This window comes from Flavobacterium segetis (genome assembly GCF_900129575.1).
Taxonomy (GTDB): domain Bacteria; phylum Bacteroidota; class Bacteroidia; order Flavobacteriales; family Flavobacteriaceae; genus Flavobacterium; species Flavobacterium segetis.
This window is the reverse complement of the sequence record NZ_FQWE01000002.1, coordinates 146,507-166,369: the sequence shown is the minus strand read 5'-3', so window position 1 is coordinate 166,369 and position 19,863 is coordinate 146,507. Positions and strand designations below refer to the sequence as shown.

The following is a 19,863-nucleotide window of genomic DNA, read 5'->3' as shown; positions in this document are numbered from 1 at the left end:
ACTAAAAACCAAATTAGAATTATGGATTCAATAATGATTTATGTGCCAATAATCATGGCAATAATTGGCCTTCTTTTTATGATGTATAAAAGAGCATGGGTTTTAAAGCAAGATGCTGGAGACGGTAAAATGAAAGAAATTTCAGATTATATTTATGAAGGTGCTTTAGCTTTCCTAAAAGCAGAATACAGATTACTAACTTTCTTTGTTATTGGAGCAAGTTTTGTTTTAGCTGGAATTACATTCATTCCCGGAGTTAAAACACACTTATTAATTGTTGTTGCTTTTGTATTTGGAGCTATATTTTCGGCTTGGGCTGGAAATATGGGAATGAAAATCGCAACTAAAACAAACGTTCGTACTACACAAGCTGCTCGTACAAGTTTATCACAAGCACTAAAAGTTTCTTTTGGTGGTGGAACCGTTATGGGTTTAGGAGTTGCTGGCCTAGCAGTTCTTGGTTTAACAGCTTTCTTTATAATTTTATTTCAAATCCTTTCAGGTGGTGTGTGGAAAGACACAGAAACCATGACAATCGTTTTAGAAACATTAGCTGGATTCTCTTTAGGAGCTGAATCAATTGCTTTATTTGCAAGAGTAGGTGGTGGGATTTACACTAAAGCTGCCGATGTTGGAGCAGATTTAGTTGGTAAAGTAGAAGCTGGTATTCCAGAAGATGATCCAAGGAATCCCGCGACTATTGCAGATAATGTTGGTGACAATGTTGGAGACGTTGCTGGAATGGGTGCCGATTTATTTGGTTCATATGTAGCAACAGTTTTAGCAGCAATGGTTTTAGGAAACTATGTGATTAAAGACATGGGTGGAAATATTATGAGTGAAGGTTTTGGTGGAATTGGACCAATCTTACTTCCAATGGCAATTGCCGGTTTCGGAATATTATTTTCCATTATTGGGACTATGATTGTTAAAATTTCTTCTGATGATGCTAAAGAAAAAGAAGTGCAAAGTGCCTTAAATATGGGTAATTGGGTTTCTATTGCTTTAACCGCAATCGCTTGCTTCTTCTTAATTCAATGGATGTTGCCAACAACCATGAATATGGAATTCTTTGGAGAAGGATTAAAAGAAATTTCTTCAATGAGAGTATTTTATGCTTCATTAATAGGTTTATTTGTTGGCGGTGCTATTTCGTCAGTAACAGAATATTATACAGGATTAGGTACAAAACCAGTAATGGCAATTGTGCAAAAATCATCAACTGGTGCTGGAACAAACGTAATTGCTGGTTTAGCAACAGGAATGATTTCTACTTTTCCAACCGTTTTATTATTTGCAGCTGCAATATGGTCAACGTACGCTTTAGCAGGATTTTATGGTGTCGCATTAGCTGCTTCAGCAATGATGGCAACTACTGCAATGCAATTAGCAATAGATGCTTTTGGACCTATAGCGGATAACGCAGGAGGAATTGCTGAAATGAGCGAGTTACCAAAAGAGGTGAGAACAAGAACAGATATTTTAGATTCAGTGGGTAACACAACTGCAGCAACAGGAAAAGGCTTTGCTATTGCTTCGGCTGCGTTAACTTCACTAGCTTTATTTGCTGCTTATGTAACGTTTACAGGAATTGACGGTATCAATATTTTCAAAGCGCCGGTATTAGCCATGTTGTTTGTGGGTGGAATGATTCCTGTGGTTTTTTCTGCCTTAGCGATGAATTCTGTTGGAAAAGCTGCAATGGACATGGTTTACGAAGTGCGTCGCCAGTTCAAAGAAATTCCAGGAATTATGGAAGGAACTGGAAAACCAGAATACGGAAAATGCGTTGAAATTTCTACAAAGGCGGCTTTACGCGAAATGATGTTGCCAGGAATTCTAACGATTGGTTTTCCAATTCTAATTGTACTATTAGGGTTGTTAATTTACGGAACAGGAAATTCAATAGTAGCAGAAATGTTAGGAGGTTATATGGCTGGAGTAACTGTTTCAGGTGTGCTTTGGGCTGTTTTCCAAAACAATGCTGGAGGTGCTTGGGATAATGCAAAAAAATCTTTTGAAGCAGGTGTCGAAATCAATGGCGAAATGACTTTTAAAGGTTCTGATGCGCATAAAGCGGCTGTAACTGGTGATACTGTAGGTGATCCATTCAAAGATACTTCTGGGCCATCGATGAACATTTTAATTAAATTGACTTGTTTAATAGGTTTAGTCATTGCTCCAATTTTAGGAGAAGGTAGTCCTACAATTTCTGAAAATTCAGTAGCAACAGAAATTAGTTCTAAAGAAGTAGCTATAGAAAAATCAAATATTGATGGAAAAGTAACGGCAACAGTTACGACTACAATTAACGGTAAACAAGAAGTTCAAAATTTTGAAGGAACTGATGCTGAAGTTCAAGCAAAAATTGATGCTTTAAAATAACAAGAGATAACCATTAACAAAGTTTAAAGCTTTGACGTAGGTTTATAAAAAATGCCTCACTCTAGAAATTATGAGTGAGGCATTTTTATTAATTTCGTAGATCTACAAAAAATTATTTGTAGTGGATGAATGTTTATTTAAGTGTTTCATTAAATTTATTATTTATTGTACTATATTTTTAAGGAACTCAGCAATTTTCAGTGTAGGATAGATTATTCTAAAACAACCCATTCAGCTCTGCGTCAATTCTATTAAAAATAGTTCCTAAATCTTCAGGATCATCTACGAAATTGATATTGTCTACATCTATAATCATCAGTTTTCCTTTATCATACGTTTCTATCCATCCTTCATAACGCTCGTTCAAACGGCTCAAATATTCAATTGAAATAGAGTTTTCATACTCGCGGCCTCTTTTATGAATTTGTCCCACAAGATTTGGAATTGAACTTCGTAAGTAGATTAACAAATCTGGTGGTTTTACCGTAGATTCCATTAATTCAAATAAAGAGGAATAATTTTGAAAATCTCTATTGGTCATTAAACCCATTGCATAAAGATTTGGTGCAAAAATATGAGCATCTTCATAAATGGTGCGATCTTGAATAATTTTTTTACCGCTTTCACGAATTTGCATCACTTGACGAAAACGACTATTCAAGAAATAAATTTGTAAGTTAAACGACCAGCGTTCCATTTGATGGTAAAAATCATCCAAGTAAGGATTGTCAACTACATCTTCGTAATGCGGTTCCCATTTAAACTGTTTAGCTAATAAGCGTGTTAAAGTAGTCTTTCCTGAACCTATGTTCCCTGCTATTGCTATGTGCATTACGGTATTGTGATTTTATAATTTGTAATTCCTTCGATTGTAAAAATAGATAAAATTTGGTCTCTATAATAAAATTTTTCAAACGATTTTTCTGAAATTTCAATTTGATAATTTTTGTCTTTTTCTATATCGCGCAGAATTATTACTGCGTTTTTTGAATATAAAAATTTATTTTCATTGATAATTGAAATTGATTCAAAGTCAGGAATTAACTCTATAAAAGTTACTTTCCCAAAAACATCGCAGCTATAAAAATTATTTTTTGCATCAATCCAATAAAAATTATTAAAATCAGAGGAATAAATTTTACTTGGCTCTATAAAAGGAACTGAAATTGTATTGTAATTATTATTTAAATAATCATACAATCCTAATTGCTGATTCATGCTATTAGAAATCCAAAGTTTATTTTGTGCTGATAACCCAATTGCTGTAACAACTATTGGAATGCTACTTTCTGAAAAATTAATTTTTTGACTTTCATTTAATTGATTGTCTAAAGTAACAATGGTATTAAAGTTTTCATAGAATAAAACAATTTTAAGCGGATTTTGAAGGTCAACTTTTGCGATTTTGCCTAATGAAACATTTTTATATTGAAAAGTTTCTTGCTCACTAATTTTAGAAAAAACATTGTTGTCGAGTGTGTAATAAAAACCAAATTGATCGTAACCTAAAAATTCATCAGCTGTGAAAGAAATCAAGCTTTTTTTAATGGCTTTAAGATTTAAATTTTGACTCGATCCAATGGCAAAAGAAATTAGAAACAATAAAAACATTATTTTTTTCATAATAGCAAAATTACGATTAAACCAATTACGATTTTGATAGTCTTATTAATTTTTAACAGAATCGTTGTAACAAAATCAGTATTTTTAATACCAATTTATAAAAATATCATATTATGTATAAAATAATTTTCATATTAGCGTTAATAGTAACATCATTTATGGGACTTCAAGCTCAAGAATTTCAGGGACTGGCAATATACGAATCTAAGACCAGTACTTCTGATTTTAAGTCAAGAATGGAAGGTAATAAAAATATGACTCCTGATATGCAAAAAATGATCGAGGAAAGAATGAAGAAAATGTTCGAAAAAACATTTGTACTTAATTTTAATAAGTCGGCTTCAATCTATAAAGAGGAGGAAAAGCTAGAAGCTTCGGCACAGGCAGGCGCTGGTATGCGAATGATGAGTTCTATGACGGGCGGTGGCGGAACTTTATATAAAAATGTAAAAGAAAAAATGTATACCGTAGATAAGGAATTTATGGGAAAAGAATTTTTAGTAAAGGACTCTTTGACCAATTTAAAATGGAAATTGGAATCTGAAACTAGAATGATTGGCGGTTATACTTGTTACAAAGCCACTGCTATTAAAGCGCCAAGTACGAGTGACTTTAGAAATTTCCGACCTAAAAAAGAAGAGGACAAGAAGGAAGATGTTAAAAAAGAATCTGCCAAACCTGCTGATGAAAAGAAAACTAATTTTATGGATGCTATTGAACTTCCCAAAGAAATTACGATTACCGCATGGTACACTCCAGAAATCCCAGTAAGTCAAGGTCCAGAAGGGTATTGGGGATTGCCAGGTTTAATATTAGAAGTAAATGATGGCAAGACGATTACGTTATGCTCTAAAGTAATTATGAACTCGAAAGATAGAGTCGATATTAAAGCTTCGACTAAAGGTAAAGTCATTTCTCAAAAGGACTACGATGAAACAGTAATCAAAAAGATGCAGGAATTTAGAGAAATGAATCAAGGTCGTGGAGCAAATAGTGGAATACCAATGCGATTTGGAGGGTAAAAGCAATTCATCCCAATTTTTAAAAACATAATTTATAAAATGAAGAATATCCTCTTTTTTATGACGGTACTTTTAGCTTCTATCTCTTATTCACAAAATATTCGATTTGAAGGGTTGGTTTTAGATAATGAAAAAATGCCCTTAGAAATGGCCAATGTAATGGCAGTCAACCAAGCTACAAAAGCTATGGATGGTTATGCAATAACTTCTGACAAAGGGAAGTACATTTTGAACCTAAAGCCAAATACTATCTATATTATTAAGTTGAGTTACCTTGGAATGCAGAACAAAGAAATAACCATCACCACTCAAGCAGAAAACATGCTGCAAAACATCACAATGGAAGCTGGTGGCATTGAATTAGGTGGTGTTGAAATTGTGCGCGAAATGCCCGTTTCCATTAAAGGCGATACTATTATTTATAACGCTGATTCATTTAAAACAGGCGAAGAGCGAAAATTAGAGGATGTTTTTAAGAAATTGCCGGGGTTTGAAGTCATGGCTGATGGACAAATTCAAGTAGAGGGTAAAAAAGTAGCGAAGCTATTTGTAGACGGAAAACCATTTATGGACGGAGATACGAAGTTAGGTTCTAAAAATATTCCTTCAGATGCTGTAGATAAAATTCAAGTCATGCACAATTTTAATGAAGTTTCGCAAATGAAAGGTCTTGAAAATAATAATGATGATATTGCTTTAAATATAAAACTTAAAAAAGGGAAAGATAAGTTTTGGTTTGGGGATGCAAGTGCTGGTTTAGCTAATGGCAACGGATATATTATTAATCCCAAATTATTCTACTATTCACCTAAAACAAGTATAAATTCGATCGTAAATTTAAATAATATTGGAGAAGTTTCATTAACCTCGGCAGATTTTTTTAGAATTACAGGTGGTGCCAGAAACACAATTGGTAGAAGCGGTACCACATTAGCGCTCAATCGAAACTTCTTTGGTCTTTCTGGTGGTGATAATGTGGCTAAGGCAAGTGATAAATTTGGAACTATAAATATAAATCAATCTTTTTCAAAGAAATGGAATGTAACAGGATTCGCAGCATATTCCGCTACGTTTAATCGCTCTATTACTAATTCTGAAAGAGCGATTTTTCAACCTAATACTACTGAAATTGCAACTCTTGAGAACAGAAATAATAAAACTGACTCCAGGAATAATGCATTTATTGCAAAACTTGGTTCGAAGTATAAGGGCAATGATAAATTCCAGCTTGATTACGATGTGTTCTTCAGAAAAAATGGACAAGAAGAAAATGAAAACAGTCAATCCAATTTTAATTCGATAAATAATGGAGGCTCTTTTAATAGTTCCAATTCTATAATTTCGTTCCAGAAACAAAATCCAGTAGCATTTAATCAAAGTTTAAATTTATTTTATACTCAAAATCCAAAGAACACTTGGGTTTTAGAGATACAACATCAATATGAGGATGAAGATCCATTTTATAATCCTCAACTCTCAGTTAATCCATACCAAAATAGCAACTCATCAAATCCTGATGACCCTTCTAATATTTTTGTTAATGAAAATTCTTTAGAAATCCAGCAATCTAGATTTGTAAAAACAAATAAAATTGATGCTAAAGTTGATTATTACTATCAAGTTTCTAATAAAAGTATATTTAACGTAACTGTAGGAAATACAAATGCGTTTCAAAGTTATAATTCAAGTATTTTACAAATTTTACAAAACAATACTATAAATTCTATTGAGCAAGATGCGTACAATAACGATGTAAGATATCGTTTTAATGATGTTTTTTTAGGATTGCATTATAAGTTTATCATGGGTAAGTTTACATTCAATCCTGGATTTGCGCTGCATCAGTACAATACTAATAATTCACAATTTAGCAACCCTTTTAAATTAAATTTCAATCGATTTTTACCAGATATGTTTGCGAGATGGGATTTGAAAAAATCAGAGAATTTTACTTATAACTTCAATATAAAAAATGGCTTTAATGATGTAAATTCCTTAGTTGAAGGATATGTATTTACTAATTTTAATAGTATTGCGAGAGGGAATTCGCAATTAGAAAATTCTTTAGTCACCACAAACAGACTGGCCTATTCTAAATACAATCTATACAATTTTACAACAATTTTTGGAAGCTTAGGATATACAACTACCCAAAATCCGGTCGTAAACGGGATATTATTTCAAAGTATTTACTCTACCTCAGACCGACTAAATCTAGATGCTAAAAATGAGAATTTAAACGGTAACTTATTCTATTCTAAAAGTTTTAAAAAATATTATAAAGTAACAGGTGGGTTTAATGCGAGTTGGAATAAAAATTTCGTTTTAAATCGAAGATTAGTAAGTGGTGACGTCCAAGAATTTATTCAAGATATTGAGAACGTAAATCATGGCTACAACGCGGCACTAGCGACGCAATTTAAAAAATATCCAAATATAGATTTAGGGTACCGAATAAATTTTTCAAAGCAAGCCAGTACGCTTTTTACCACTCAGTCGCCAACTATAAAATTGAATTATTATTTCTTAAATGGTTTAAATATTAACTGGGATTATTCTTTTAACCGATTTAAAAATGAGACAACAGGCGTTGCTAATAATTTCAAAATTATGACCGCTAGTTTAAATTATTTAAAAAAAGATAGCAAGTTTGAGTATAGGATTCAAGCAAACAACCTGCTTAATACAAGATCAAGATTAAATAATACTTTTAATGTAAATGGTTACAACGCGAATGAAAGTGTTATTTTACCGCGATTTGTGACTTTTATTTTGAAGTATAATATTTAGAAAATCAAATTGGGAATTTTGATTGAACAAAATCCCCAATTTGATTGCAGTATTTCCTGAATTATAATCCAAAAGCAGTTTTTACTTGATTTACAAAATCTACTTTCTCCCATGTAAATAAATCTACTGTAACGGTTTTAGTCAATCCGCCTGGAGCAGTAAATGTTTTTGTTACTGTTTCTGGAGTACGACCCATATGTCCGTAAGCTGCAGTTTCACTATAAATTGGATTTCTTAATTTTAAGCGTTGCTCTATAAAGTAAGGACGCATATCAAAAATTGTTTCTACTTTCTTAGCAATTTCTCCATTGGTCATATTTACTTTTGATGTTCCATAAGTATCAATAAAGATTCCCATTGGCTTAGCTACACCAATTGCATATGATACTTGAACTAAAATTTCATCAGCAACACCGGCTGCAACTAGATTTTTAGCGATATGACGTGTTGCGTAAGCCGCACTTCTGTCTACCTTACTTGGATCTTTTCCAGAAAATGCACCACCACCATGAGCTCCTTTTCCGCCATAGGTATCTACAATTATTTTTCTTCCAGTCAATCCAGTATCTCCGTGTGGTCCTCCAATTACGAATTTCCCAGTTGGATTAATATGATATTGAATTTTATCATTAAACAAATGAGCGTGAGCTGGATTTTTTGCAATAATTCTTGGAATTAAAATAGCAACAAGATCTTTTTTGATTTTTGCAAGCATTGTAGCTTCTTCATCAAAATCATCGTGTTGAGTTGAAATTACAATTGCTTCAATACGTGTTGGTTTATTATCATCACTATATTCTAAAGTAACTTGAGATTTCGCATCGGGACGTAAATAAGTGATTTCGTTATTTTCACGACGTAAAATTGCTAATTCTTGTAATAATTTATGAGATAAATCAAGCGCAAGTGGCATGTAATTATCTGTTTCATTAGTGGCATAGCCAAACATCATTCCTTGATCACCTGCACCTTGCTCTTCAGGATTTGCTCGATCAACACCTTGATTAATATCGGCAGACTGTTCGTGAATTGCAGAGAGAATTCCACAAGAATTTGCTTCAAACATATATTCGCTCTTCGTGTAACCTATTTTTCTGATTACTTCACGAGCAATATGTTGCACATCTAAATATGTATTTGATTTTACTTCACCGGCTAAAATAACTTGACCAGTTGTAACTAGAGTTTCGCAGGCTACTTTTGAATTCGCATCAAATGCTAAAAAATTATCAATTAGTGCGTCTGAAATTTGATCTGCAATTTTGTCTGGATGTCCCTCACTCACAGATTCTGACGTAAATAAATAAGCCATAATAAATATTATTTTTATAAATTAAACGAGAAAAAATAATTGCTGAAAAGGACTAAAGGAGAGTTTCTGCTTTAGCATTTTTTCTACTGAAAAATATTCAGCATTCACAATGAATTGATTTCATTATGAAGAGGTTGCAATCAGTTCAAATTTTTCCTCTTGTATTCGAGTGCAAATGTATGAAACCATTTTGAATTGTAAATTAATCTTTCCGATTTTTAATTTAAATTAAGATAATTTAACATAGTCTACTAAATCTATAGGTTTTGTAAATTAAATTAATTTTTATTTGGAGAATTAAAAAATAGTTTGCACATTTGCTTCATCAAAAAAGAAAAAATGAATTTAAGTGCTGTCAATATGTGTTTTAAGATGCCGGAGTATTCCGCGGAGCTCGCTGTTGTATAGTTTTAAACATTAAAACATATCATAAAGACCTCTGCTAACAGCAGGGGTTTTTTTATGATAAAAAAGCAGTAATAAATCTGTAGAACATTTTAAAAAATGAATTTAAGAATTAAATAATTATAATAGTATTAACTGAATTAAATCTAAAAACTATGAGTACACAAAAATTTGAAACAAACGCTTTACACGCTGGACATGATGTAACTAAAAATGCTGGAACAAGAGCCGTTCCTATTTACCAAACAAGTTCTTATGTATTTAACAACTCTGATCATGCTGCAAATGTTTTTGCACTTTCTGAGCCTGGATTTATCTACACTAGATTAAACAATCCTACTAATGATATTTTAGAAAAACGTTTAGCAACGCTTGAAGGCGGAATAGGAGCTGTAGTCACGGCATCTGGAACGGCAGCAATTTCCACAGCACTATTAGTTTTATTAAAAGCTGGTGATCATATCGTGGCGTCAAGTAGTTTGTACGGTGGGACTTACAATTTATTAAAAGTTACTTTACCTAGACTCGGGATTACCACCACATTTGTTGATCCATCTGATGCGAGCAATTTTAAAAATGCAGTTCAGGATAATACAAGAGCATTTTTTGTAGAGTCACTTGGTAATCCAAAACTAGATGTTCTAGATCTAAAAAGTATTTCGGCTGAGGCCAAAGCCGCTAAAGTGCCTTTTATGGTTGATAATACAGTTGCATCGCCGTACTTATTAAACCCTATTCAATATGGAGCTGACATTGTTATTCACTCCTTGACAAAGTATATAACTGGAAATGGCACTTCGCTTGGAGGTGTAGTGATCGATGCAGGAAATTTCGATTGGTCTAATGGAAATTTTCCAGAATTTACAGAGCCTTCAGCTGGTTATCATGGATTAGTATATCACGAGGTTTTAGGTCGTGCTGCATTTATCGCTAAAGTGAGAATTGAAGGTTTGCGCGATTTTGGTGCTGCTTTAAGTCCGTTTAATGCTTTCCAAATTATTCAAGGTTTAGAAACCCTACCAATAAGAATTCAACGTCATAGTGAAAATGCTTTAAAGCTGGCGCATTGGTTAGAAAATCATGATGGGGTAGCATGGGTAAATTATCCTGGATTAAAAGCCAATAAATACTATGATTTGGCACAAGAATATTTACCGAAAGGGCAAAGTGGTATTGTTACTTTTGGACTTAAAGGAGGATTTGAAGCTGCTAAAAAAGTAGCAGATGAAACTAAATTATTTTCATTACTGGCAAATATTGGTGATACTAAGTCATTGATAATTCATCCTGCAAGTACTACGCACCAGCAGTTATCAGCCGCTGAACAAATAGCAACTGGCGTCTCTCAAGATTTGATAAGACTGTCTGTAGGGTTAGAAGATGTTCAGGATCTTATTGAAGATTTAGAAACTGTTTTTGCAAATATAAATATGTCTCAATTAGTATAATTTAGTATACTCTAAAAAGTCAATATTAATAAGAAATATTCCTGAATTTATTTGGTTTATTGGAATATATTTTGCATTTTTGAGTAAATACAAAAGGAAAATGATTTCAATGCTTTATAATTTTATTATAGTCGCTTAGAAAACTTCCTAAGGGTTGTCTTCTATATAATTTAAAATGAATTATCAGACCAACGCTTCCATAGACAAATAGAATCTTTTTTTTGATTAATAAATGGTTAAGAAGGGTTTCTAAACAAAACAGTATGTATAAATAATAAAATTATGGTACACAAAACAAATTATACCTCAGTTGCAACAGCTGCGCTCTTAAATACTACAATGTATATTTATGACCGTTGATATCCAAGAGAGTGAGTTTACAATATTACGTAAAACCCTTTTGGATAAAAATCTAAAAGGGTTTTTGCCTTTAAAAATAAAAATAATAGAAAATAAATAATTAATCTAAATTCAAATGTTATGAGTGTTGCTAATTTTTTCTTAAGGCCGTTTAGGCTTTTAAAGACTTTTACTGCTAAAAGTAAAATAGTAGGAATCCGTGCCGAGTCAAATAAATTGATTCATCCTAGATTCGAAATTTCTAAAAATGCGTTAGCACAAAAAACAGTGCCTACCTCCTTACTTTTTCTAATGTATTCTGAAGAAAATGACGCGTTGTTTATTTAAGCAATCGGAAATTATTTTCGGATCTGGAATTTCTAAAAGAAATTTTAAAATTGTTATTTTAATGTATTGACGGAGAAAATTTTCTTTAGATCACTCGTTAAAATAGCAATTTTTCCTTTTTATTTTATTCTGATTAAAACCTCAAACAACTATTTCGATTGCGTATAAAAAGTTTGGTTGTTTAATAAAATAGTGCTTAATTTGCAGTAATAAGTTCATAAACGTATTGAAATGTTATAAAGAAAGGCAGAGGGATTAGACCCGATGAAGCCTTAGCAACCCTTCGATTTATCGAAGAAGGTGCTGCATTCTACCACGCTCACCGTGGAAAGATAACACTAAGAATTGGTCTAGTAACTCCTAGCTTTCTTTCTAATATTTCCACACACAAATCAAAAATTATAAAAGATTTGCAAATTGGAAAATAAACCAACACACATTACCCTTGAAAATTTCACCACACATAATGGTGCTATTTATGCTACGCTAAACTTAAGTTATCAGGTTTTTGGTGCACCATTACATACGGCTCCTATAATTTTAATCAATCATGCACTAACTGGAAACTCGCAAGTAATAGGTGAGTCTGGATGGTGGAATGATATTGTGGGAATTGATAAAACCATTGATACTCGTAAATATACAATTGTCGCTTTTGATGTGCCGGGAAACGGTTTTAATGCAGCTACTATTGAGAATTATAGAGATTTTATTGCAAGAGATATCGCTAGAATTTTTCTTGAAGGACTCCGGGTATTAAATATCAATGATTTATTTGCACTTATAGGCGGATCTGTAGGTGGCGGAATAGGTTGGGAGATTATAGCTTTAGAGCCAAAGTTAGCTCAAAATTTTATTCCTATAGCAACGGACTGGAAGGCGACAGATTGGTTAATTGCCAACTGTTATTTGCAGGAGAAAATTTTGAATAACTCTAAAAAACCTATCGAAGATGCGCGCATCCATGCCATGATGTGTTATAGAACTCCAGAATCTTTTAAAGAAAAATTTAATAGAGATATTAATAAACAACTAGAAACGTTTCAAGTGGAAAGTTGGTTGAATTATCACGGAGAAAAACTAGAAAAGAGGTTTCAGCTCTCAGCGTACAAGATGATGAACCAACTTTTAAAAACGATAGATATTACTCGGAATCAAGAGTCTTTAGCGTCACTTATTTCTAAAGTAGAAGCCAATATTTATATAGTGGGAATCAACTCTGATTTATTTTTTACAGCAAAGGAGAATAAAGAAACATATAACGAGATTAAAAAATTTAAAAATAATGTATTCTACAGCGAAATTGACTCGCAACACGGGCACGATGCCTTTTTGATGGAATACGAGCAATTAGACAATTTATTAGAAATCGTCTTCAAAAATAAAAAACAAATGAAAATACTAAAATTTGGTGGAAAATCTTTAGCAAATGGACAAGGGATTAATACAGTTTTAACTATCATTGAAAGTAAAATAAAGCAAAATGAAAAGGTTGCAATAGTCGTATCAGCCCGAGGAAAAGCAACGGACGAGTTAGATGATATTCTGACCATTGCAGTTAAGAACGGAAATTATAAACCACTGCTAGAAAGTTTTAAAAACTATCAAAGAGACGGTTTTGAGACTATTGATTTTTCGACAGAATTTGATAAACTAGACAAGTTATTTGAAGGGGTAAGTTTAATAGGCGATTATAGTCCTAAAATTAAAGATCAAATATTAGCACAAGGTGAGGTGCTTGCCGCTAAGTTATTGGTGTCCATGTTACAGGGTAGAGGTGTTTCTGCAAAGTTAGCAGATACTCGAGAGTTAATTGTTACCGACTCTAATTTTGGCGATGCGCAGCCTTTAGAAGCGCTTTCTAAAAAGAATATCATCCAGATTTTTAAAGACAATCAAGACTCTGTCTTAGTAATTACAGGTTTTATTGGTGCCAATGCCAAACACGAAACCACAACTTTAGGTAGAAATGGAAGTAATTATACGGCTTCCTTGATAGCTAATTTTATCAATGCAGAAGAATTACAAAACTTCACGCATGTAGACGGAATTTACACTGCTAATCCTGATTTAGTTCTTGATGCTAAAAAGATTGACCATTTAACTTTTAATGAAGCGAACGAGTTGGCTAATTTTGGTGCAACAATTCTACATGCAAAAACCATAATTCCTTTATTGGAAAAAAACATTCCGCTTCGTATTTTGAACACTTTCAATCACGAGAATAAAGGAACTCTTATCACATCTAATGCTAATGGAGCGGGAATAAAAACGCTTTCAGTTTTAGAAAACGTAGCTTTAGTGAATCTTGAAGGAAGAGGATTGCTGGGAAAAACAGGAGTTGATGCCCGAATTTTTAGAGTGATGGGCGATAATGATATTAGTGTAAGTATCATTTCTCAAGGATCATCAGAAAGAGGAATTGGTTTAGTAGTTGCCGCTGATAAAGCGACAAAAGCAATGATTGAATTAGAAAAGGAATTTGAAAACGATTTCTATTCGAAAGATGTTAATAAAATTACGGTAACTGATAATGTTTCAGTAATTTCAATCATAGGTCAGGATTTAAGTACTTTTCATAAACCCTACACAGCCTTAATTAAAAATAAAATAATCCCAATCCTTTTTAATAATACAGTAACGGGAAAGAATGTGAGTTTAGTAGTTAAGAAAACAGAACTTTATAAAGCACTAAACGTTATTCACGGAGAGATTTTTGGAGTTTCAAAGAAAATTAATATTGCTATTTTCGGTCATGGATTAGTAGGTGGAACGTTGATTAACCAAATTTTACAATCAGCAGAAGCCATTGAAGAAAGAAAGCATATCAAATTGAATGTTTTTGCAATTGCTAATTCTAAAAAAATCCTTTTGAATAAAAATGGAGTAACGACAAACTGGAGAAATGAAATCGAGAGCAGTGGTACTTCTTATACAATCGAGGATGTAATTGCATACGCTAATGAACATCATTTAGAAAATTTAATTGCAATAGACAATACCGCTAGCGCCACATTTGTGGAGAATTATATTCCATTAGTAGAAAGTAGCTTTGATTTAATTTCATCAAATAAAGTAGCCAATACTTTGAGTTACGGATTTTACAAAGACTTGCGAAAATCATTAGCTGACAACCAGAAAAATTATTTGTATGAAACTAATGTTGGAGCTGGACTGCCTTTGATTGATACTATAAAATTATTGCATCTTTCAGGTGAAAATATTACTAAAATCAAAGGTGTTTTCTCTGGTACTTTAAGTTATTTATTCAATAATTTTTCTGCAAATGATGCTCCATTTAGCGACATTTTGAAAGAGGCAATTGATAACGGATATACTGAACCAGATCCACGGGAAGATTTATGTGGGAATGATGTAGGAAGAAAATTATTGATCCTAGCGCGAGAGTTAGACTTGCAAAACGAGTTTGAAGAGGTTGCTATTCAAAATCTTATTCCTGAACAGTTACGGGAAGGCAATGTCGCTGATTTCTTAAGTAAATTAAGGGAATTTGATCCTATTTACGATAAAATAAAAGCAGACCAAAAACCAAATCATGTTCTGCGATACATAGGAGAACTATCAGGAGATTTACAGCATGACAAAGGAATATTAGAAGTAAAATTAGTTTCCGTACCTTCAGATACCGCATTAGGTGGATTAAAAGGGTCTGATTCTTTCTTCGAAATTTACACAGAGTCTTATGGAGATCGACCTATTGTAATACAAGGTGCAGGCGCTGGATCAGCTGTGACTGCAAGAGGCGTTTTTGGTGATGTTTTAAGATTGTCTGATAAAGGGTAAGTGATTTTAGATTGCAGATTAACGATTTTACATTAAAAATATATTAATTAAAAAAAGGGACACACCTCAAGTCTTAGCTCCCTCTCCGCCGCGGCGGGAGGGTTGATGAGGGGAAAATTATGAAAGTAACATTAAATAGAATAAACGATAATTTTCATTTCGAATTAAAAAATGAAAGAGGACATCTAGTAAACGTAGACAGCCGTCCAGAATTTGGAGGAAATGATATGGGACCAAGTCCTATGGAGTTGATTTTAATGGGGGTTGCAGGCTGTAGTGCCATTGATATGATTTCGATTTTAAAAAAACAGCGACAAGAAATTACGTCTTTCAAAGCTGAGGTAGAAGGAGAAAGAATTCAAGTAGGCGAGGCAAAACCCTTTAAAAACATTTATGTTGTTTTCTATTTAGAAGGTGATATCAAAGAAGATAAAGCAGCAAAAGCAGCACAACTATCTTTTGAAAAATACTGCTCTGTTTCTAAAACGTTAGAGCCCACTGCAACAGTACATTATAAAGTGGTTTTGAATGGAAAAAAATTAGAAAGTTAAAAGATTTTTCAATTAGACCATTGATACTAAAAAAGAACACACTATTAACCATTAAATTCCTCGTAATTATTCCCTCTTTTGGGATAATGAGGCTTTCATATTATGAACAATTCAGAATTTGGTTTTGAAACTCAAGCCATACGCACCCAGTTAGAAAGAACGCAATTTCAAGAACATTCTGTTCCTTTGTATTTATCATCTAGTTTTGTCTTTGATGATGCCGAGGACATGCGCGCTTCCTTCACAGAGGAAAAAGACAGAAATATTTATAGTCGTTTTAGCAATCCTAATACAAGCGAGTTTGTCGAAAAAATATGTAAAATGGAGGGTGCCCAGGCTGGTTATGCTTTTGCAACAGGCATGGCTGCTGTGTTTTCGACTTTTGCAGCATTATTAAATTCAGGAGACCATATCGTTTCTGCAGGCAGTGTATTTGGTTCTACACATGCTCTATTTATGACTTATTTTCCAAAATGGAATATTGAAACTTCTTATTTTGATATCAATAAACCAGAGACGATTGAAAGTTTCATAAAGCCAAACACTAAAATTTTATATGCAGAATCTCCAACAAATCCAGCAGTAGATATTATAGACTTAGAGTTATTAGGCAACATTGCTAAAAAACACAATTTAATATTGGTAATTGATAACTGTTTTGCAACCCCTTACATTCAGCAACCTATAAAGTGGGGCGCTGATTTAGTAATTCATTCTGCTACAAAATTAATTGACGGTCAAGGCAGAGTTCTGGGTGGTGTTACCGTTGGAAATGAGGATTTAATTCGCAAAATATATTTATTTTCTAGAAATACTGGTCCAGCTTTATCGCCGTTTAATGCTTGGATTTTATCTAAAAGTTTAGAAACATTAGCAGTTCGTGTAGAAAAACATTGCGAAAATGCATTAATAGTAGCCCAATTTTTAGAAAAAAATGCTAATGTAAATAGTGTAAAATACCCCTTTTTAAAATCGCACCCAAAATATGATATTGCTAAAAAACAAATGCTTTTAGGAGGAAATATTATCGCTTTTGAGATAAAAGGCGGACTTTCAGCAGGAAGAGCCTTCTTAGATAAAATTAAATTGTGTTCACTTTCTGCAAATATTGGCGATACTAGAACAATTGTTACGCATCCCGCATCTACAACCCACAGTAAATTGTCAGTTGACGAACGCTTAGCGGTGAGCATTACTGATGGTTTAGTGCGCGTGTCAGTAGGATTAGAAACTGTAAAAGACGTAATAGCTGATTTAGAACAAGCGCTTTCTTAAATTTGTGATTAACAATTTTGAATGCAGCTTTAGAGCTAATTTTTATAAACAACACATGCAGTTATAATTCAATATTTTCTATTTCTAAATTGCGTGAGTTTATTATAAACGCTATCGATATTAATACTGTTATTACAAATAGTGATTAACTAGACCTAAATGGAAGTTACACCTATGCCGATTATTTGCTGTGGCAATTTAAAGAGCGTATGGAATTAGTAAAAGCTATTATTTTCAAGATGAGTCTTACTTCAAGCAGGAAACATCAAGGAATTTCTATGTCAATCACTTTAACAATAGCTAAGTTTTTAAAAGATCAAGATTACAAAATGTATGCGGCGCCATTTGATGTTCGATTAAATGACGATAAAGTGAGCACGGGCGATAATCAAATTATAACTGCTGTTTAGAATGATTTATGTGTACTATTTGGTACTAGTAAATTAGATGATAAACGCTGCTTAGGTGCTCCTGATCTCGTTATTAAAATTCTATTGGGTGAAAATTCTACTAGATAAATGAATATGAAATTCAATTTATATCAAGAAAATGGCGTAAAAGAGTATTGAATTGTAAAACCAATCGATGAAAAAGTTTATAGTTATGTTTTAGAAAATGATAAATATAGTGGTCGAAAGCCAGCTACAAATGGCACTTTATTAAAAAGACTACCATTTGATAATCTCAGCTTTCCAGTTAAAAATATTTTAGAGGTTTAATGGCAAAAATATAAACGTGTAATTCAGAAACTATTTACAATAGTTCTCTTCATTCTTAGATTTGTAATTAACGATTTTACATTGTAGATTTGAACGAATAATTTAAAGTGTCATGATTTTTTTTAAATCATATATGGGTAATACGCATTCAAAAATCATAAATCGCATCAAATGCTCTCTAAAAAAACTAAATACGGAATAAAGGCACTGACTTTTTTGGCTCGCCAAAAAGACAATACGCCAGTACAAATAGCTGAGATAGCAAAGAGTGAAAACATTTCGTTAAAATTTTTAGAAAGTATATTACTATTATTGCGTCACTCTGGATTTTTAGGAGCTAAGAAAGGTAAGGGTGGTGGTTATTACTTAATTAAGGAACCAAGAGACATCAATATGGCTCATGTTTACCGGATTCTCGAAGGTCCAATAGCACTTTTACCTTGTGCTAGTCATAATTTCTATGAAAAATGTGAAGATTGTAAAGATGAAACTGCCTGTGCAGTTCGCAAATTAATGATAGAAGTACGCGACAATACCTTGCAAATTTTAGAAAGTAATACCCTCGCCGATATTGCTTTTTAGATCGAGTACTAAAAGTTTATCCTTTTGGGCGTGACCCTTCATTTACTTCGTCGTTCCTCCTTGCATTTCTGGTCGGGCTTTTTGTTCCAATCTTTTTTATTCTATTGCGTTAGCACTTCATATAGTAAAAAAGGATTTCCACTGCAATCCCTCACGCAGTAAAAAAGAGCTTTGTCGCAAACAGTAAATCCTTGTAGTGATTTAGTATCGTTTTGAACTTTTAAAAAAGCGAAAGACTCCTGTGTTTTAATGTATTTGTAAAAGATTAAAGAAAATACAGAAGATTATATATTGTATAATTTAAAAAAATCATACCTTCATAAAACTAAAAAATTAGTTTATATCCTACAATAAAGAGCATTATCGCTATTGCATTTCTAAGAAATAGATCAGGGACTTTGCCACTTAAAATACTTCCTAAATATATACCGGGCAGTGATCCTACTAATAATTGCGCTAATAATCCAAGATCTAGATTTCCCATTGAAGCATGCCCTAATCCAGCTACAAGTGTCAATGGAACGGCATGAGCAATTTCGGTTCCCACTAGTCGCGGCGTAGCTAATAATGGATATAAGAAAAATAAAGTTACAGTTCCTAAAGCACCAGCTCCTATAGACGTTAAGGTAACAACTGCTCCCAGTATTAAACCTATTACAACAGTCAGTGTATTCCGGGTTTTACTTTCACTGTGAAATTTGTCGCCAGAATGTTTTTGAGAAAGCAGTAAAAGTTTCTTTTTAAATATAATAGCCACTGCGGTAAATAAAAGAGCCCAGCCTAATCCATTTTTTATAATGTTATTTAAAACAGTAATATCAGTTTTTATACTGTGTAAAATCCATAATGTAAGGAGAGCTGAGGGAATACTGCCTAATGAAAGCCAGGCTGTAATAGTCCAATTTATATTCTTTTTTTTATGATGTACATAAACGCCTCCCATTTTAGTAAAGGCGGCGTAGAGTAAGTCTGTGCCCACTGCAGTTGTTGGAGGAATTCCAAACCATAATAAAATAGGTGTCATCAATGAGCCGCCGCCTACTCCAGTCATACCTACGATGAAACCAACGGTTAAACCTGCAGCAACTAATCCAATTTCAAAATCCATACTAAAATTTTATGCAAAAATAAAAATTAATAATAAATCATCCTATGGGTTAGGTAGACTAAATATATTGTAATAGTAAGTTTTACATATTAGACAGGTAGTTTTGATAAATTTTAGGGATATCATAATATAATGATCTGCTTTTTAGAATA

The 19,863-nt window shown here is 32.9% G+C and carries 14 protein-coding genes and 1 riboswitch; of the genes, 10 read left to right on the top strand and 4 right to left on the bottom strand.

Annotated elements, in window-relative coordinates; all coding sequences use genetic code 11:
* Positions 1-21 precede the first annotated feature (21 nt).
* Positions 22-2,385, top strand: a complete 2,364-nt coding sequence (locus tag BUA99_RS02990) for a sodium-translocating pyrophosphatase (RefSeq protein WP_072988104.1) — start codon at positions 22-24, stop codon at positions 2,383-2,385.
* A gap of 217 nt (positions 2,386-2,602) precedes the next feature.
* Here BUA99_RS02990 and BUA99_RS02985 read toward each other — a convergent pair whose 3' ends face one another.
* Both BUA99_RS02985 and BUA99_RS02980 read right to left on the bottom strand, forming a co-directional pair.
* On the bottom strand, positions 2,603-3,217 hold the full coding sequence (locus BUA99_RS02985) for a deoxynucleoside kinase (RefSeq protein WP_072988101.1): 615 nt from the start codon (positions 3,215-3,217) through the stop codon (positions 2,603-2,605).
* The gene (locus BUA99_RS02980) at positions 3,217-4,008 is read right to left on the bottom strand and encodes a hypothetical protein (RefSeq protein ID WP_072988099.1); all 792 of its coding nucleotides are present in this window, start codon (positions 4,006-4,008) and stop codon (positions 3,217-3,219) included. The genes BUA99_RS02985 and BUA99_RS02980 overlap by 1 nt, the downstream gene beginning before the upstream one ends.
* A 113-nt stretch (positions 4,009-4,121) precedes the next feature.
* On the opposite strand from BUA99_RS02980, the gene BUA99_RS02975 reads away from it, so the two are divergent.
* On the top strand, positions 4,122-5,030 hold the full coding sequence (locus BUA99_RS02975) for a GLPGLI family protein (protein ID WP_072988097.1): 909 nt from the start codon (positions 4,122-4,124) through the stop codon (positions 5,028-5,030).
* Between the two features lie 39 nt (positions 5,031-5,069).
* Complete coding sequence (locus tag BUA99_RS02970) at positions 5,070-7,820, top strand: peptidase associated/transthyretin-like domain-containing protein (RefSeq protein WP_072988094.1); 2,751 nt, start codon at positions 5,070-5,072, stop codon at positions 7,818-7,820.
* 61 nt (positions 7,821-7,881) lie between these two features.
* Here the strand turns inward: BUA99_RS02970 and metK are convergent, their stop codons facing one another.
* On the bottom strand, positions 7,882-9,132 hold the full coding sequence (metK, locus tag BUA99_RS02965) for a methionine adenosyltransferase (RefSeq protein WP_072988091.1): 1,251 nt from the start codon (positions 9,130-9,132) through the stop codon (positions 7,882-7,884).
* Positions 9,133-9,692: 560 nt separating this feature from the next.
* Between metK and BUA99_RS02960 the strand changes: the two genes are divergently transcribed.
* From BUA99_RS02960 to BUA99_RS02930, 7 genes are all read left to right on the top strand, one after another.
* Positions 9,693-10,985: an O-acetylhomoserine aminocarboxypropyltransferase/cysteine synthase family protein gene (locus BUA99_RS02960; RefSeq protein ID WP_072988089.1), complete on the top strand. Its 1,293-nt coding sequence runs from the start codon at positions 9,693-9,695 to the stop codon at positions 10,983-10,985.
* Positions 10,986-11,465: 480 nt separating this feature from the next.
* The gene (locus tag BUA99_RS02955; RefSeq protein ID WP_072988086.1) at positions 11,466-11,672 is read left to right on the top strand and encodes a hypothetical protein; all 207 of its coding nucleotides are present in this window, start codon (positions 11,466-11,468) and stop codon (positions 11,670-11,672) included.
* 231 nt (positions 11,673-11,903) lie between these two features.
* Positions 11,904-12,011, top strand: a riboswitch (SAM riboswitch).
* A 78-nt stretch (positions 12,012-12,089) separates the two neighbouring features.
* On the top strand, positions 12,090-15,476 hold the full coding sequence (thrA, locus tag BUA99_RS02950; RefSeq protein WP_072988084.1) for a bifunctional aspartate kinase/homoserine dehydrogenase I: 3,387 nt from the start codon (positions 12,090-12,092) through the stop codon (positions 15,474-15,476).
* Between the two features lie 119 nt (positions 15,477-15,595).
* Positions 15,596-16,027: an OsmC family protein gene (locus tag BUA99_RS02945; RefSeq protein ID WP_072988081.1), complete on the top strand. Its 432-nt coding sequence runs from the start codon at positions 15,596-15,598 to the stop codon at positions 16,025-16,027.
* Between the two features lie 102 nt (positions 16,028-16,129).
* Complete coding sequence (locus tag BUA99_RS02940; RefSeq protein WP_072988078.1) at positions 16,130-17,302, top strand: trans-sulfuration enzyme family protein; 1,173 nt, start codon at positions 16,130-16,132, stop codon at positions 17,300-17,302.
* A gap of 209 nt (positions 17,303-17,511) precedes the next feature.
* Positions 17,512-17,712 (top strand): hypothetical protein, encoded by a 201-nt coding sequence (locus BUA99_RS14795; RefSeq protein WP_084673465.1) that lies wholly within the window; start codon positions 17,512-17,514, stop codon positions 17,710-17,712.
* Positions 17,713-18,192: 480 nt separating this feature from the next.
* Entirely contained in the window at positions 18,193-18,603 is a 411-nt protein-coding gene (locus BUA99_RS02930) for an RrF2 family transcriptional regulator (RefSeq protein ID WP_072988075.1), read from the top strand.
* 325 nt (positions 18,604-18,928) lie between these two features.
* Here BUA99_RS02930 and BUA99_RS02925 read toward each other — a convergent pair whose 3' ends face one another.
* Complete coding sequence (locus tag BUA99_RS02925) at positions 18,929-19,711, bottom strand: sulfite exporter TauE/SafE family protein (protein WP_072988072.1); 783 nt, start codon at positions 19,709-19,711, stop codon at positions 18,929-18,931.
* Between the last annotated feature and the right edge of the window lie 152 nt (positions 19,712-19,863).

What these genes read in the sequence shown, in the direction of transcription:
- BUA99_RS02990 (WP_072988104.1), top strand. Translation starts at nt 22, where the DNA reads ATGGATTCAATAATGATTTATGTGCCAATAATCATGGCAATAATTGGC.
- BUA99_RS02985 (WP_072988101.1), bottom strand. Translation starts at nt 3,217, where the DNA reads ATGCACATAGCAATAGCAGGGAACATAGGTTCAGGAAAGACTACTTTA.
- BUA99_RS02980 (WP_072988099.1), bottom strand. Translation starts at nt 4,008, where the DNA reads ATGAAAAAAATAATGTTTTTATTGTTTCTAATTTCTTTTGCCATTGGA.
- BUA99_RS02975 (WP_072988097.1), top strand. Translation starts at nt 4,122, where the DNA reads ATGTATAAAATAATTTTCATATTAGCGTTAATAGTAACATCATTTATG.
- BUA99_RS02970 (WP_072988094.1), top strand. Translation starts at nt 5,070, where the DNA reads ATGAAGAATATCCTCTTTTTTATGACGGTACTTTTAGCTTCTATCTCT.
- metK (WP_072988091.1), bottom strand. Translation starts at nt 9,132, where the DNA reads ATGGCTTATTTATTTACGTCAGAATCTGTGAGTGAGGGACATCCAGAC.
- BUA99_RS02960 (WP_072988089.1), top strand. Translation starts at nt 9,693, where the DNA reads ATGAGTACACAAAAATTTGAAACAAACGCTTTACACGCTGGACATGAT.
- BUA99_RS02955 (WP_072988086.1), top strand. Translation starts at nt 11,466, where the DNA reads ATGAGTGTTGCTAATTTTTTCTTAAGGCCGTTTAGGCTTTTAAAGACT.
- BUA99_RS02945 (WP_072988081.1), top strand. Translation starts at nt 15,596, where the DNA reads ATGAAAGTAACATTAAATAGAATAAACGATAATTTTCATTTCGAATTA.
- BUA99_RS02940 (WP_072988078.1), top strand. Translation starts at nt 16,130, where the DNA reads ATGAACAATTCAGAATTTGGTTTTGAAACTCAAGCCATACGCACCCAG.
- BUA99_RS14795 (WP_084673465.1), top strand. Translation starts at nt 17,512, where the DNA reads ATGGAATTAGTAAAAGCTATTATTTTCAAGATGAGTCTTACTTCAAGC.
- BUA99_RS02930 (WP_072988075.1), top strand. Translation starts at nt 18,193, where the DNA reads ATGCTCTCTAAAAAAACTAAATACGGAATAAAGGCACTGACTTTTTTG.
- BUA99_RS02925 (WP_072988072.1), bottom strand. Translation starts at nt 19,711, where the DNA reads ATGGATTTTGAAATTGGATTAGTTGCTGCAGGTTTAACCGTTGGTTTC.